The 14,580-nt window shown below is 67.3% G+C and carries 13 protein-coding genes; 5 read left to right on the top strand and 8 right to left on the bottom strand.

Features of this window, described 5'->3' with window-relative positions:
• The first annotated feature begins 10 nt into the window (after positions 1-10).
• Entirely contained in the window at positions 11-2,167 is a 2,157-nt protein-coding gene (locus G6N75_RS13505; RefSeq protein ID WP_165348888.1) for a TonB-dependent receptor, read from the top strand.
• Between the two features lie 71 nt (positions 2,168-2,238).
• Positions 2,239-2,349, top strand: a complete 111-nt coding sequence (gene hemP / locus G6N75_RS15360) for a hemin uptake protein HemP (protein WP_240901136.1) — start codon at positions 2,239-2,241, stop codon at positions 2,347-2,349.
• Positions 2,350-2,442: 93 nt separating this feature from the next.
• Here the strand turns inward: hemP and G6N75_RS13495 are convergent, their stop codons facing one another.
• From G6N75_RS13495 to G6N75_RS13475, 5 genes are all read right to left on the bottom strand, one after another.
• A complete protein-coding gene (locus G6N75_RS13495; RefSeq protein WP_165348886.1) occupies positions 2,443-3,102 on the bottom strand; it encodes an outer membrane beta-barrel protein in 660 nt (219 codons plus the stop codon).
• 43 nt (positions 3,103-3,145) lie between these two features.
• On the bottom strand, positions 3,146-3,586 hold the full coding sequence (locus tag G6N75_RS13490; protein WP_165348885.1) for a universal stress protein: 441 nt from the start codon (positions 3,584-3,586) through the stop codon (positions 3,146-3,148).
• A 102-nt stretch (positions 3,587-3,688) separates the two neighbouring features.
• Positions 3,689-4,003, bottom strand: a complete 315-nt coding sequence (locus G6N75_RS13485; RefSeq protein ID WP_165348884.1) for a hypothetical protein — start codon at positions 4,001-4,003, stop codon at positions 3,689-3,691.
• 37 nt (positions 4,004-4,040) lie between these two features.
• A complete protein-coding gene (locus G6N75_RS13480) occupies positions 4,041-5,048 on the bottom strand; it encodes a sodium-dependent bicarbonate transport family permease (protein ID WP_165348883.1) in 1,008 nt (335 codons plus the stop codon).
• 2 nt (positions 5,049-5,050) lie between these two features.
• Complete coding sequence (locus G6N75_RS13475; protein WP_165348882.1) at positions 5,051-5,593, bottom strand: outer membrane beta-barrel protein; 543 nt, start codon at positions 5,591-5,593, stop codon at positions 5,051-5,053.
• A 221-nt stretch (positions 5,594-5,814) separates the two neighbouring features.
• On the opposite strand from G6N75_RS13475, the gene G6N75_RS13470 reads away from it, so the two are divergent.
• Positions 5,815-6,162, top strand: a complete 348-nt coding sequence (locus tag G6N75_RS13470; protein ID WP_165348881.1) for a cytochrome c — start codon at positions 5,815-5,817, stop codon at positions 6,160-6,162.
• Here the strand turns inward: G6N75_RS13470 and G6N75_RS13465 are convergent.
• Together G6N75_RS13465 and G6N75_RS13460 are read right to left on the bottom strand one after the other, a co-directional pair.
• Positions 6,143-7,963, bottom strand: a complete 1,821-nt coding sequence (locus G6N75_RS13465) for an EAL domain-containing protein (protein ID WP_206203127.1) — start codon at positions 7,961-7,963, stop codon at positions 6,143-6,145. The genes G6N75_RS13470 and G6N75_RS13465 overlap by 20 nt on opposite strands.
• Positions 7,964-8,088: 125 nt before the next feature.
• Positions 8,089-10,068: a calcineurin-like phosphoesterase family protein gene (locus G6N75_RS13460; protein WP_165348879.1), complete on the bottom strand. Its 1,980-nt coding sequence runs from the start codon at positions 10,066-10,068 to the stop codon at positions 8,089-8,091.
• Between the two features lie 193 nt (positions 10,069-10,261).
• Between G6N75_RS13460 and G6N75_RS13455 the strand changes: the two genes are divergently transcribed.
• Together G6N75_RS13455 and mdoH are read left to right on the top strand one after the other, a co-directional pair.
• Positions 10,262-11,809 (top strand): glucan biosynthesis protein G, encoded by a 1,548-nt coding sequence (locus G6N75_RS13455; RefSeq protein WP_165348878.1) that lies wholly within the window; start codon positions 10,262-10,264, stop codon positions 11,807-11,809.
• Complete coding sequence (gene mdoH, locus G6N75_RS13450; protein WP_165348877.1) at positions 11,799-13,961, top strand: glucans biosynthesis glucosyltransferase MdoH; 2,163 nt, start codon at positions 11,799-11,801, stop codon at positions 13,959-13,961. Before G6N75_RS13455 ends, mdoH begins: the two co-directional genes overlap by 11 nt.
• Here the strand turns inward: mdoH and G6N75_RS13445 are convergent.
• On the bottom strand, positions 13,945-14,580 hold the full coding sequence (locus G6N75_RS13445) for a BON domain-containing protein (protein ID WP_165348876.1): 636 nt from the start codon (positions 14,578-14,580) through the stop codon (positions 13,945-13,947). The genes mdoH and G6N75_RS13445 overlap by 17 nt on opposite strands.

The following is a 14,580-nucleotide window of genomic DNA, read 5'->3' as shown; positions in this document are numbered from 1 at the left end:
GGTGCATCCAATGTTCTGTCCGCCCGTCAATGCCGTCCGCCCTCCGGGCCCTCGCCTCGCCAGGACTGCGCAAACCGTTCTCGCCGTCCTCGCTCTCTCCTCCCCCGCCACCACTCGGGCGGAAACCGACGCCGCTGTCTCGGCTCAAAGCGATGCCGCGGTCGCGGCGCCGCCGATCGGCGTCGTGACGCTCGGTGCCGTCGTGGTTTCAGCCACGCGCACCGAGCGCGAACAGTTCACCACCCCGGCGGCCGTGTCGCTGCTTTCGCGCGAAGGTATTCAGAGTACCCAGCCCTACGGTTTTCAGGACGTTTTCGAGACCATTCCCGGCATCAATGTCCAGGGCGGTCCGCGACGCATTGCCGAGGAGCCGGCGATCCGGGGCTTTGCCGACGAGCAAGTCGTCATCCGGCTCGATGGCACACGGCAGAACTTCAACAAGGCGCATGGCGGCCGCTTCCTCCTCGACCCGGACCTGATCCGCTCCATCGAGGTCCTGCGTGGCGCCAGCTCGGCCGTGTACGGCAGCGGCGCGCTCGGCGGCGTCTTCGTTATCGAGACCGTCAATGGCCGTGATCTGACGGGGGGGCGGAGCGGATTCGGGACCCGTCTCAAGGGCAGTCACCAGTCGAACGGTGACGAGTGGGGCGGTTCGGCCATCGCCTATGCGCAAGCCGGCGCCTTCGACATCCTCGGCAGCTACCTGGTGCGCGACGTCCGCGAGGACCTGGAGGACGGCAGGGGCGATCCAATCGCGGCAACGCAGGATGAGATCGGCGAGGGTCTGTTCAAATTCGGTTTCGAGCCGGGACGCCGCCAGCGCATCGAATTGACATTCGACCGCTTCGAGAACCAGGGTATCAACCCGACCAACGCCAACGCCGTCGCCACGCCCACCAATGTCGTGGACCGGAGCACGGAACGCGACAGCGCCCGTTTCCGCTACCGCTTCGACGATCCGGCCAATCGTTGGCTGAACCTGGATCTGGCGGCTTATAGCAACAACGTCGACACCGACGAGTTTCGCCTGACCGATGGCCGCGTGGACCGGACGCGCTTCGAAACCCGCGGGCTGGAAATCACCAACTCCTCTCGCTTCGGCATCGGCGGCACCGGCGGCACCCGGCTGACTTACGGTATCGAGCTGTACGGCGACGAACAGAGCGGCACGCGCGACGGCGCCAACCGCCCGCAGTTTCCGGACGCCGAGGTGGACTACCGTGCCGGTTTCATCCAGGCCGAGATTCCCTTCGGCGAGCGCGTCTCGATGATTCCGGGCGTGCGCTACGACGAGTTCGAATACGCCCCTGCAGGAGCTTTTCCGGGCCGGGATGAGGACAGCGTCTCGCCGCGCCTGGCGATCGGCTGGTCGGCCACCGACGATGTCTACCTGTGGACCGAGTATGCCGAGGCTTTTCGTGCGCCCAGCCTGACCGAGCTGTACGCCGACGGCCTGCACTTTGTCGCGCCGATCGGGCCCGGCCAGATCGTGATCAACGAGTTCGTGCCGACGCCAGACCTCCTGCCCGAGGAATCAAGCCAATTCCAGGCCGGCCTGCGCTGGCGACGCGCCTCGGTGTTCGGCAGCGACCTGGACCTGGAGCTCGATGTCACCGCCTGGACCAGCGATGTGAAGAACTTCGTTGATCAGACCGTGATTTTCATCTCCGGCCCCCCGGCCTTCAACCCGATCACCCAGGCGCTGGAATTCCCGGGGATCACCACCAACAGCAATGTCGACGCAGAACTCAAGGGGTTCGAGGCGACGGCGCGGCTCGAGGGCCGCGTCGGCTGGGCCCAGGCTGCCCTTACCGCCATCGACGGCGAGAGCGCGGACGGCCAGGACTTGGCGAGCGTTCAGCCTGACCGGGTTGCGCTGGGCGCGGGTGTCTACCTGCTGAATGGCGCACTGTCCGTTGGCGCAGAACTCATTGCCTCGAGCGACCGCCGTGATGTGCCGGAAGGCGCGCTGGCAACGCCCGGCCATGGCAAGACCGACGTCTTTCTCAACTGGCTGCCGGATCGCGGCCTGCTCTCGGGTTTCGAGCTCCGCCTGGCGCTGGACAATGTCTTCGACAAAAACTACCGCATCCATCCGAACGGGATCAACCAGCCAGGCCGCAGCATCCGCCTCACCGTGGCGAAGGACCTGCAATGGCTGGATTGAACCGCAGCAGAGGAGGCCCCGCTTGTGCGGATGGCCTGCGGGGGCCGGGCTCGGCCTCGCCGACCCGGGAAATGGACAGCCGCGAGCTGCTGGACGAGAACCGGCGCCTGCGCATCCGCCACCGCGGACAGGTCTATGAACTGCGTGAGACGCGTCTGGGGAAACTGATTCTGACCAAGTGAACGCCTGGCAGCCGGCTGATGCGCGAGAGCCACTGCTTCATCGGCCCGCTCGCGCATTGGGACGCGGCGACCGGCCCTCGCCGATGGCGCTATTCAGAACCGCCAGCCGTACTGCAGGCGCAAGCTCTCCAGCTTCGGATTGGCACGGCTGCCGCTGGTGTCGAGTTCCCAGTAGTCGAAGCTGAAGCTGATGAACGAGCCGCCCTGCAGGTCATAGCGCAGACCGAGCGCGCCCCCGTAGCTGAACTCGGTGGAATTGTAGGTCTGGAAAAAGTTCTCGCAGATGTACCCCCACCAGGGATGCCACCAGCACCCGGTGACGGGCGGGCCGCTGGCAACATTGGAATCGAGCCAGGTCCAGCCCAAGCCGAGCTGCGCATACGGCACCAGCGCCCCCCAGGGGACGAAATTGTAGGTGCCCTTGAAACGCGTGTTCACCTGCGTCGCCCGGTGGTCCACGAACAGGGTATCGAGCGGGTTCTCGTCATTGACCAGGTCGGCACTGTAATCAGGCCGCAGCCAGTCGAAATCCACCCCGAGCGCGAACCGCGCGTTCAGGTTGTAGTTCAGGGAGATGCCGAAGCCCAATGCGCTGTCGGCGGACAGGCTCGAGCCATTGCGGCCGGTTGCCGACTGGCCGTCCTGGTAGATCGCGGCGATGGCGAAATCCCACTCGGGTTGACTGTGATGGACCTGTGCCGCCGCCACCGAGGGGACCAGCAATACCGCGCACAACGCGAACAAGCGATACATGGGTGACTCCTCCAGAACAGTAGGGCGCGCGCGGAACCCGCGGTCAGTCATCGGCCGGGCGAGGCACCACGAGGACCGGGAAGCGGCGCGCGGCCAGCACCTCTTCGCTGACGCTGCCGAGGAGCTGGCGATAGAGCATGCCGCGCCCCTGCGAGCCGACGATAATAAGGTCGGCCGACCAGCGACCGGCCTCCTGGATGATGGTCTTGGCGGGCAAGCCCCTGAGCAGCAGCGTGGAGCAACGAATGCCGCTCGCTGCCAGGTCCGCGGCCAGCCGATCCAGCAGTTCCCGCCGGTCGCGCAGCTCCTCGGGCACCGGGTCCTGCACCACCTTGCGGGACAGCTGCCGGCCGAGCATGTCGGCCTCGCGGGGCGCTACGTTAAGCAGCAGCACTTCGGTCGTTTCGGCGGCAGCGAGGCGGCGCACCATATCCGCCACGAGGTCGGCGAACTCGGAACGATCAACGGCGGCAACGATTCTCATCCAGTCCTACTCCCGGCCAAGGCAGATGTGGCATGCTCGGTGCAAGTATAAACCGGCCGCCCCCGCAATCCGACTTCCCAGGCGCGCACTATGCAGGTGCTGTCAGAACTTGGCCGAGCGCAGGACTTCGACTTCCTCCAGGTAAGTGATGCCGGAATAGTTCTCGAACAGCCGCGCGGCAACCTCCTCCGTGATGCGGTCGGCCATCTCGCGACTTCTCGTGATGACCTCGATTTTCACATTGCCGAATTCGTCGACGACCGAGGGGCGGCTGGTCGAACGCATGCCGCGGCTGCCCTTGCCACCGGCGGCGACGATCGTATAGCCGGTTGCGCCGGCGGCCTCGATGATACCGGTGACCTGACGGAGCACGAGCTTCTCGGTGATGATTACGACCTTGGTCGCCTTGTGGGTCACGCCCCTCTCCTCCTGCCGCCGTAGCGACGTCGAGCCTTCATGGATTGAACAGCGCCTGCGCGAGGGCAACGTACAGCGGGATTCCGAGCACGATCGCGACTGGAGTGCCGATGCTCGTGGAGGCGCCGACATAGGCGGACGGGTTCGCAGTAGGAATGCCACCGCGCAAGGTCGGCGGGCCGGAAATGTCGGAGCTCGAGCCGGCCATGACCGCGAGCAGGATGATGCCGCCGGGGCCGAAGCCAGTGAGCAAGTGAGCGACATAGCCGAGGCCGAACGCCAGGAGCCCGTGGGCCAGCGGCGCGACAACGGCATACACGGCATACCAGTGCGCGACTTTGCGCAGCTCGCTAAGTCGCGCATAGGCTTCCATGCCCATGATCAGCATCAGAATGGACAGGAAGCCGCGGAAGAGCGGGTCATAGAAACCGGCAAACACCGCCTCGACATCGGTGAGCAGCCCCAGCACGAGGCCGAGCAGGAGCGCCGTCAGGGCAGAGCCCTGCAGGCTCTCCGCCACAATTGGCCAGATCTTCACCGGCGCGCGTTTCCCGGACTTCTGCCGCGACAGGTGAATCCTGGCCAGCACGATCGCGACGATCAGTGCGGGAATGTCCATGAAGGGATAGAGCGCCGGGACCCAGGCCTCGTAGGCGATGCCCTCTTCCTCCAGGACGACCACGGCCACCGCCAGCGTAGAGGCGCTGACCGCCCCGAACAGGCCCGCCGTGGCGATGGCGTCGTCTACCCGGACGCCGGGCAGCTTCGCCAGCGTCACCCGGCCGATGAAGACGATGGCGACGCCGATGACTATTGCGAGCGCGGCCGGCAGCAGCATGTCGGTGAGATTCGCCGCGCGGATTTCCATGCCGCCACCGATCCCGATCCGCATCAGCAGCATAAAGACGCAGAACTTGTAGATCGCGTCCGGAATCTCGAGCTTGCTGCCGAGGGCGGCGATAACGATGCCGCCGAGCAGGAAAGCGAGCGACGGTGACTGGAACTGCGTGACTAAGCGGCCGAGGAAGTCGAGTACGAGCTCCAAGGTCAGAAGGTCCAGACCACCCCGACGCTCACCAGCGACACGTCAATGTCCTCGACATCGAAATACTCGTACTCGGCCCGCACCTCCGCCGAAAACAGGCTGAAGCGCGCACCCACGCCGTAGGCGGCATCGGTGCCGCCGTCGCTGCCGATCCGGGCGCCGTTCAGCCGAGTGTCCGCGGACCAGTCCATGAAGCCGGCCTTGGCGAACACGCCGACCGGTCCGAGCTCGAGGCCGGCCAGGCCGAACAGGTTCCAGCCGGTCAGGTCGAGTTCCACGTCGTTGCCCGCGATCCGGTCGGTCGGCTGGCCGAAGTCCACATAGCCGCCCTCGATCGCCAGGTCGATGACGAACGCGTCGATGTTGAAGCCGCCGAAAGCCTTCCACGCCGAGTCGCCGTCGTCGAAATCGAGCGATCCCGTGCCGGGATCGGAGATGTCGGCCTCGAGAAGAGAGCGGCCGATGCTGCCGCCGAGGTAAAAGCCGGAGTCCGCGTAGGTTGTCGCGGGGACAGCCAACAGGGACGCACAAAGCAGCGCTGCCATACCCGTGCCCACCCGGCGGCAAGAATCAATCGTTCCTCTGGTTTCCATGCGTGCAACTCCAGTGCGGGGGAGAACCTGTATCAGCCGGGCTCGGGCCGGCGTGACGCTCATCGTGCCTACTATACTCGCTGATTGTGAATTTTCGGGGATGCTCAGAGCTGGAAGTTCACGGCCAGTTCGTCGTATCTTCTCAGCGGGTTCAGATTCGAGGATCAGGCACTATGCATTGGCTGTTCGCGGCGGTTTCCGCTACCGCTCTTTCGCTGCTTTCCTTCGCGGCCCAGGCGGCTGACGTCGACGCCGGAAAGGCGGCATTCCAGCAACACTGTGCCATCTGCCACGGACCCACTGGCGAGGCCGACTCGCCGACGGCCGCCGCACTTGACCCGCAGCCGCGGGTGCTGTCCGATGCCGGCTGGCAGGCCTCAGTAGACGACGAATACCTGCGCAAGGTCATCCGGGAAGGCGGCCCTGCGGTCGGCCTGTCGCCCCTGATGGTGGCCCAGCGTGGTCTCAGCGACAAGGAACTGGCCAACGTCGTCGCCTACATCAGGAGCCTGGCGGAGTAATGCACCCGGCCGCCAGCCACGCTTCGAACTCGGCTGCGGGCAGCGGCCGGCCGAGCAGGTAGCCCTGCAGCAGGTCGCAGCCGTAACTGCGCAGGCGCTCGGCCTGCTCGTCAGTCTCGACGCCCTCGGCCACGATCTCCAGTTCGAGCGCATGGCCCATGTCGATGACGGCACGCACCAGCGCGTCGATCCGGGGGTCCTCGCAAAATCCGGAAATGAACGACCGGTCGATCTTCAGTACGTCGACCGGCAGCCGGTGCAGCACCCGCAGCGACGTCGAGCCAATGCCGAAATCGTCGATTGCGATGCGGATGCCAAGGTCGCGCAGGCCCTGGAGCCGGTCGAGGATCTCCTTGCGCGGCTCCAGGAACAGGCGCTCGGTGATCTCGAGTTGCAGCCGGTCGAGCGCGACGCCTGCTTCCGCGGCCGTGGCGAGCAGTTCCTCGACGAACTCGGGGCTGCGGATCTCGATCGCCGAAGTGTTGACGGACAGGCGCTTGCCGGACATTCCGGGCATCGCCGCCACGGCCGCGCCGGCCTGCCGCAACACCGCCTGGTCGAGACGGCCGATCAGGCCGCAATCCTCGGCCAGCGGCACGAACGTGGCGGGCGCGACCGGGCCGCGCTCCAGGTGGTGCCAGCGGGCCAGGGCCTCGGCCCCGACCAACCTGCCGCTGGCTGCCTCGAACACCGCCTGGTAGACGGGTTTGATCTCGCCCTGCTGCAGCGCCAGGCGCAGGTCATGCTCCATCGACAGGCTGTCGCCGTCGAAGGCGCCGTGGGTCGCATCGAAGAAACTGGCGGTGTCGCGCCCGGCGCGCTTGGAGGCGTACAGGGCGATATCGGCCTTGCGCACCAGCTCGTCGATCTCCAGGGCATCGTCGGGATACAGGGCGACGCCGATGCTGGCGGTCACCACGGTCGCGTGGCCCTCGAGGGGAATCGGGTCGGTCAGGCGCTCCCGCAGCCGGCGCAGCGCGTGAACGGCGTCGGCCGGGCCATCGAGATCAGTGAGTACGAGCGTGAATTCGTCGCCGCCCATGCGCGCCAGGGTATCGGGGCCGCGCAGCACGCCCTGCAGGCGCCTCGCCACCACCTGGAGCAGCTCGTCTCCCGCCGGATGGCCGAGCGCGTCGTTGATCCGCTTGAAGTGATCGATGTCGATGAAGGCCAGCGCGACCTGGCTGCCGTTGCGCCTGGCCTGGCCCAGCGCCATCGCCAGCCGGTCGCGGAACAGGACCCGGTTCGGCAGCCCGGTCAACGCATCGTAGTGGGCCAGGCGGTGCAGGTGCTCCTGCTGGCGCTTGGTGACCTCGTTGAGGAGCGCCTGGACGTTGCCGATCCCGGCATAGCGTTGCGCCGCGTCGACGACCAGGAAGCCGTCGAGCATCTGCTGCAGCCCGGCCGTGACCAGCCGTTGGGCCAGTTCGTCGATATCGGTGTCGATGCCCACCACGATCGGATTGGGGTCCATGAAGTCGCTGACCGTCCGGCGCCCGAACAGGTCGCGGCGGAACGGTCGGCTGAAGGTTTCGACCAGGATCTGCCGGCTGACCAGTCCCACCGGCCGGCGCCGGTCGACGACCGGGATCACCCGCAGATCCCCATTGGTCAGGAACAGGTCGAGCGCTTCCAGCGCCAGGGTGCTGGACGCGATACTGCGGCTACGCTCGACGATGCTGGCGAGGGAAAGCTGCGTGCTGCCGGGACCGCCGACCTGCAGCGTGGTACCGGGCGGCACGTCCGGAGGCCGCCGCAACGCGGCGGGGACGGCATCCTCCACTGCATTAGTCTGTCCCAATCGCCCTTCCGCCTGGTCTGGTCACCGTCTGCTTATCGGCGGCGGCCGACCCGGCATTGAGGCCTGCTGGGACATTGTCACGAAAAATTCATGATCACTTTCTTATACAGCGGCTGGCAGCGGCGCTAATTCGACGGCCAGAGTTCCCGCCGCCAGTACCGCGGGGGCCGCTCGGTCCGGACCTCGAAGACGATGCGGTCCGTCCACGCCCGGCCCCAGCGATCGACCGCCGTGACCGTCGCGACCTGCGCTCCCTCGGGGAGTTCGGCCGGCAGCCTGAGCCGCCAGAGATGCGACGAACTGTCGGCGATCATCCAGGCCTCGGCCGGTTGCGGGCTCGCCGGCCCGAAGGTCGAGCCCTGCCAGGTCTCGAAGCCCTGCGCCCGCGGCTCGCCGGAGCCGCTCTGCCAGGCGAACCGGCCGATCGTCATCTGCCGCGGCACGGCGAAGGGGTCGACCCATTCCGCACCCGCCCGCACGTCTTCGCCGTTGCCGGGCTGCGTGCGCTCCATCTCGTAACGGACCCCCGCGATCTCCACCGTGACACGGGTGTTGCGCTCCCCGCTCCAGACGTTCGCGGTGAGCCATACACCCTGTTCCAGGTCCTGGCGGGTGAAAAGCTGCAGGTCTCCGAGGTCGTTGGCGGTGAGCGGAGGCAGGCCCGCCTTGCCGGCGTCTTCGCGGGCCTCCGTCCACGCCATGAGCGGCCGGAACCATTCCCGGAAGCCGGGCGTGTTGAACGACAGGGCCATTTGCCGGTCGGCAGGCTGGTTGGCGGCATGGAAGGTGATCCGCCAATCCGCCCCGTCGAAGTCGAGCACTGTGAAACCGGGCGGGGTGCCGTCGCGGGCGAAGGCCAGCGGCACCCCGTCGAAGCCCATGTCGCCCATGAACCAGTTGCCCGAAGGGGCGCCGGCCACGATGTGGTCGAAAGGCAGCCGCGTCACGCCGACGCGCTCTGCCCAGGGCGCGAACCACTCCCCGGCAGCGAGGAACTCGAAGGTATGCGTATGCCCCGAGAGCGACAGCGCAGGCCGCGCGCCCACCAGCGCATGGATCGCAGCCAGGTTGTCGGTCTGGTGGCGCCCGGCGCTCGCGGCGACGAAGGAGACGAAGGGGATATGGTGCATCAGCACGATCAGCCGATCCTCCGGCACCTCAGCGAGCAGGTTCTCGAGCCACGCCATCTGGGTGTCCGTCACCCGCCCGTTGTAGGCGGCGCCGGCCGGGTCCCGGCAGGCTTCCCGGTCGCCGGGCGCGACGTCCTTCGGACCGCAGGGGAAGACCACGTTGTCGAGCGCGACAAAGAACACCCGCCCGATCTCGAAGCTGTAGTAGGCGGGGCCGTAGATTGCCCGCCAGCTGTCGGCGCTGTCGTCGTCCGAGGTCGCGTCAAAGTCGTAGTCGTGGTTGCCGTGAATGTAATACTGCGGCAGGCCGGCCGTACCCATGACGTCCATGAACCGGGGCAGCAGCCCCAGGTCGTCGCCCATCACGTCGCCCAGCATGATCATGCAGCGCGCCCCGGCGAGATCACGCGACAGGATCGTATCGAGCACGCCGTCGCGAACGTAGCCCAGCTCATCGTTCGAATAGGGCTGGGTGTCGCCCATCGCGATGCATGAGAAGCGCTCGCTCTCTGAGGTTTCGACCAGCGGGAAGTTGATCCCGGCGGGCAGCGGCCCGGTCGGCGCCAGGCCGCCGTAGCGGAAGGTGCCGGGCGTCCCGGCCGGCTTGTGATGATAGAAGTATTGCGGCACCCCGTCCGCGGTCGTGGGCGTGGCGTAACCCGCGGGCTTCGTCACCATGACCGTCATGTCGTCGCGAACGGGGAGTTCCCAACTGCCGTCGGCGCTGGTCCGGACGACTTCCCGGCCGTTCGAAACGAGTACCCCCGCGAGCCCCGGCTCGTGGGGCTGGCGGATACCGTCGCGGGAAAGATCATGGAACACGCTGCCGCGCGCCACCTCGGCCTCGGCCTCGGCCTCGGCGTCGGCCCCGGGCACCACGTGGACGCCGGCGACGTAGTCGAAGGACGCCGGGGCGGGCGTGGTGAAACCGGGACTGGCCGCGAGCAGCAGCGCGGCCGCGCAGTACGATCGCATCGAGCACCTCCTGGAGGACCACGAGATTACGAGGGTTTTCTAACAGGGGGATTACAGCAGCCGTATCGCCCTTCCTGGCGGCGGCAGGCGGCGTTTCTCGCGCTGCGTGCTGCCCGGCCCCGGCTCGACTAGAATTGGGAGTCCGCGCCCAGGCGCTGAAACTAATACCAGCGAGGCTGATCTCATCGTGCCCATGAGTTGCCTGCGGGGCAGCGAGGCGTCGTTTCCCTGGCGCGTACTGCCGCTGATCTTGGGCCTGGGTGCCGTCGGTCCCGGCGCCGTATCGGCCCAACCCGAGCCTGTCCCGCCAGCTGCCGAGACCTTCTCCCGGGAAACCGTGATCGAACAGGCCCGACGCCTGTCGCAACAGCCCTTCGTGCGTCCGGCGCAGGTGCCGGAATCGCTGGGGCGGCTCGATTACTCAGATTACCGCCAGATCAACTACCAGCAGGAAGAGGCCGTCTGGGGCGGTACGCCGACGCGCTTCTCGGTGCAGTTTTTCGCGCCCGGCTACCTCTACCGGGACCTCGTAGATATCGAGATCGTTGAGAACGGGAGGAGCCGCCCGCTGGAACTGTCGGAGAACTCGTTCGAGGTGCCCGATCCAGGGTTGGGCCAGGTACTGGCGGAGATCGGCAAGTACGCCGGCTTCCGGCTCCACTACCCGTTGAACAGGCCCGACTATGCCGACGAGTTTATGGTGTTCCAGGGCGCCAGCTATTTCCGCGGCGTGTCGGAGGGCCAGTTCTACGGCTTGTCGGCGCGCGGCCTGGCGATCGACGTGGCAGGTCCCAGGGGCGAGGAACATCCGATTTTTCGCAAATTCTGGCTGGAACGTCCGTCCAGCAGCCAGGACTCGATGGTAGTGCACGCCCTGCTCGACAGCCGGCGCGTGACCGGGGCCTACCGCTTCGGCATCTACCCGGGCAACCCGTTGCGCATGGACGTCGAAGCCACGCTGTTCCCGCGCGAAGATATCGCTCACGTCGGCCTTGCGCCGCTGACCTCGATGTTCATGCACGGCCCGCTCGATCACGCCGACGTGCCGGACTACCGGCCCGCCGTGCACGATTCCGAGGGCCTCGCCATCCGGCGCAGCAACGGCGAGCGGATCTGGCGGCCGCTGGCCAATCCGCGAGAACTCCAGGTCAGTGCATTCGTCGACGAAGACCCGGCGGGATTCGGCCTGGTCCAGCGCACCCGCGACTTCGAACACTACCAGGACCTGGAAGCCAGCTACGAGCGGCGGCCGTCTGCCTGGGTGCAACCGCTGGGCAACTGGGGCAAGGGCCATGTGCACCTGGTCGAGATCCCGTCGGACTCGGAGGGCAACGACAACATCGTCGCCTACTGGCGCCCGGACCAGGGCCTGCGCAAGGGCGAACCCTTCGCCTACGCCTACCGCCTGACCTGGCCCGACGATGTGTCGCCCGGCCGCCAGCTGGCGCCCGTCGTGCGCAGCGCCGGCGGCCGCAAGCTGTTCAGCGACCTGCAGGAAGTGATGATCGACTATGCCGGCATTCGTCCGGAACACGTGGCCGAGAGCGTGGTGCACGCCGCGATCTCCCGGGGGCGCGTGGTCGAGGCCCGCGTCCAGCCGAACCCCGCCGTGAACGGGGCGCGGGTATTCCTCAGCCTGGAAACGGACGGCCCGGAGAGCGCGGAAATACGCGTGGACCTGAAGCGCGACGATGAACCGCTGGCCGAAACCTGGCTGTACCGCTGGGTTGATGACTTCTGAGCTCAGCGCCGCGCGCGCGCACGCGGCCCGCCGGGCCTTGCCGGCCGAAAGCCCGCTGGCGATGCCGCGGCGTTCGCTGCACGAGCCGCGCCAGCCCTTGCGCGCCCGTGTATCGTGGGGCGCCCGGCTGAGAATCATCCTGGCACGCGTTTATGTGCTGGGGTCCACGCTGGCGCTGGCCGGCTACGGCACGCGGGAAATGTACGGCGTGCTGAGCACCATCTCGATCACCCCGTTGCAGTGGGTCTTCCTGGGGCTGTTCAGCATCAACTTCACCTGGATCTCCTTCGCTTTCGCCCTGGCCACCCTGGGCTTCGTCCGCAGCCTCCTGCCGCGGCTATGGCGCGTGCCGGAGCACCAGGGCGAACTGCCGTTCAGGACAGCCATCCTGCTCCCCGTGTACAACGAGTCGCCACAGCGCATCGCGGCGGCAATCATCGCCATGCGCGCCGAGCTCGCCGAGCGGGAGCCGGGGAAGTATGCGTTCTTCATTCTCAGCGACACCAACCAGGCCGACGCCTGGGTGGCCGAGGAAGCCGTCTTTCGTGAGGTCGTCGTCCCGGAAGACGCCGCCTGCCCGGTGTTCTACCGGCGCCGCGCCGACAATCGTGAGCGCAAGGCCGGCAACATCGCCGACTGGGTGCGGCGCTGGGGCGGCGACTATGAGGCGATGATCGTGCTCGACGCCGACAGCATCATCAGCCCCGGCACCCTGGTGAAGCTAAGCCGCCGGCTGGCCGCGGCGCCCGGGATCGGGCTGATCCAGACCCTGCCGCGCATCGTGCGGGCGCGCAGCCTCTACGGCCGCGCGCAGCAGTTCGCCAACCAGTGCTACGGGCCAATCTATGCCGGCGGACTGGCGGCCTGGCACGGGCTGTCGTCCAATTTCTGGGGTCACAATGCGATCATCCGCACACGCGCCTTCGCTGGCTCCTGCTCGCTGCCCCTGCTCAAGGGCAGGCCGCCCCTCGGCGGCGCGGTGCTCAGCCATGACTTCATCGAAGCCGCGTTGCTGCGACGCGCCGGCTGGGGCGTGCGCTTCGACGTCGATCTCCAGCAGAGCTGGGAAGAGGCCCCGCCCTCGCTGGTGGACGTGCTGGTACGCGACCGCCGCTGGTGCCAGGGCAACCTGCAGCACAGCCGTTTCCTGTTTGCCAGGGGCCTCACGCTGACCAGCCGGCTGCACCTGCTCACCGGCATCATGGCTTACGCCAGCGCCGCCCTCTGGCTGCTACTGGCGCTGGTCGGTCTCCTGATCGCGGTGCAGGCCAAGTTCGTTCGCCCTGAGTACTTCGCGGAGCCGTCGTTGTTCCCGACCTGGCCGGTGTTCGACGCCGAGCGGGCGTTGCAGCTGTTCGTGATCTCCATGGCGGTAGTCGTGGCACCGAAGGTCCTCGGCTGGTTCTCGGCCCTGGCCAGGATTCCACTGTCGCTGCGTTTCGGCGGGCCGATCCTGCTGACACTCAGCACCGTGTTCGAGGCCCTGCTGTCGGCCTTGTACGCGCCCATCCTGATGTTCGCGCAGGCTCATGTCATCTGGGCCGTGCTCCGGGGCAGCGACACCGGCTGGAAGACCCAGCGCCGCGACGACGGCGCCCTCGGATGGGGAGCGGCCCTGCGGGCCCATCGGGGCCAGGTGCTGGTCGGCGCGACGCTGGCACTGATCGCCTGGTCCGTAGATGAGTACCTGTTCTACTGGCTCTTGCCCATCACGCTCGGGCTGGTCCTGGCCGTACCGCTGAGCTGGGTCAGCGGCGGCGCCGGCCGCGGCAGGATATTCGCACGCCTGGGGCTGCTGCGCGCCCCGGAGGAAAAACAGCCTGCGCCGGTGCTGGCACGGCTCCAGGACGAACTCGGCGCGATGCCGGACCCCGGCGAAGAGCCCGCGCTGCGGCGCCTCGCCCGGGACCGGGGCCTGCTGGCCTGGCATCGGGCCCAGCTGGCCTCTACCCCGGCACGGCCGGCCCTGGCGGACTTCAATGCGCCGGCGGTGACCGCCGGCTGGAAGGCCGAGCACGCTGCCACGCTCGACGAACTCGGCCACTGGCTCAACCCCGCCGAGACCCTGGCGCTGATCAACCGGCCGAGCGGCCTGGAGCAAATTCAGCAACTGGGCGATCGCCAGCTGTCGATGGTCACTCCCGGCCAGTGACTTCGAGCTTGTTTTCCACGTTGCCCACACCCTCAGTGTTGGCGGCGAGCTCACCTGCGAGGTCGCGTTCCTCGCCGGATTTCACGCGCCCTGTCAGGAACACGACGCCGTTCACGGTATCGACATCGATGTCGAGAGCATCGGTGCCGTCATGCGTCAGCAAGGCGTACTTCACCCGGGCGGTGGTGGTCGCATCGTCAAAGCGGGCAGCGAAATCTCGGCCCTGCTGATCCGGCGCCGCTCCCGCAGTCGCCGTCGATTCCCCGGCCTCGGCCGCGCCCGTCCGCACCTCGAGCTTGTTCTCTACTTTCTTCACGCCGTCGACCCCGAGCGCGATTTCACCCGCCAGCTCCTTGTCGACTTCCGATTCGACAATGCCAGAAAGCGTCACTACCCCGTCCTGGACGTCGGTATCGATGGCGAAAGGATTGAGGTAGCGGTTGAGCGTCAGGGACGTCTCGATCTTGCCGTCGAGCCAGGCGTCATGCATCTCGCCCTGCCAGGCTTGCGACTTGCCTTCCCGCTCGGCGGCCAGGCCGGTGCTGAGCGTCAACAGCAGCGCCAGGGCGCCCGTGTACGAGAGGGCTCTGCGCCCGGCGCCTGTGGTCTGTGGTCTCAT

This window comes from Thioalkalivibrio sp. XN8, assembly GCF_011058255.1.
Taxonomy (GTDB): domain Bacteria; phylum Pseudomonadota; class Gammaproteobacteria; order Steroidobacterales; family XN24; genus XN24.
This window is presented reverse-complemented; position numbering and strand designations above follow the sequence as displayed.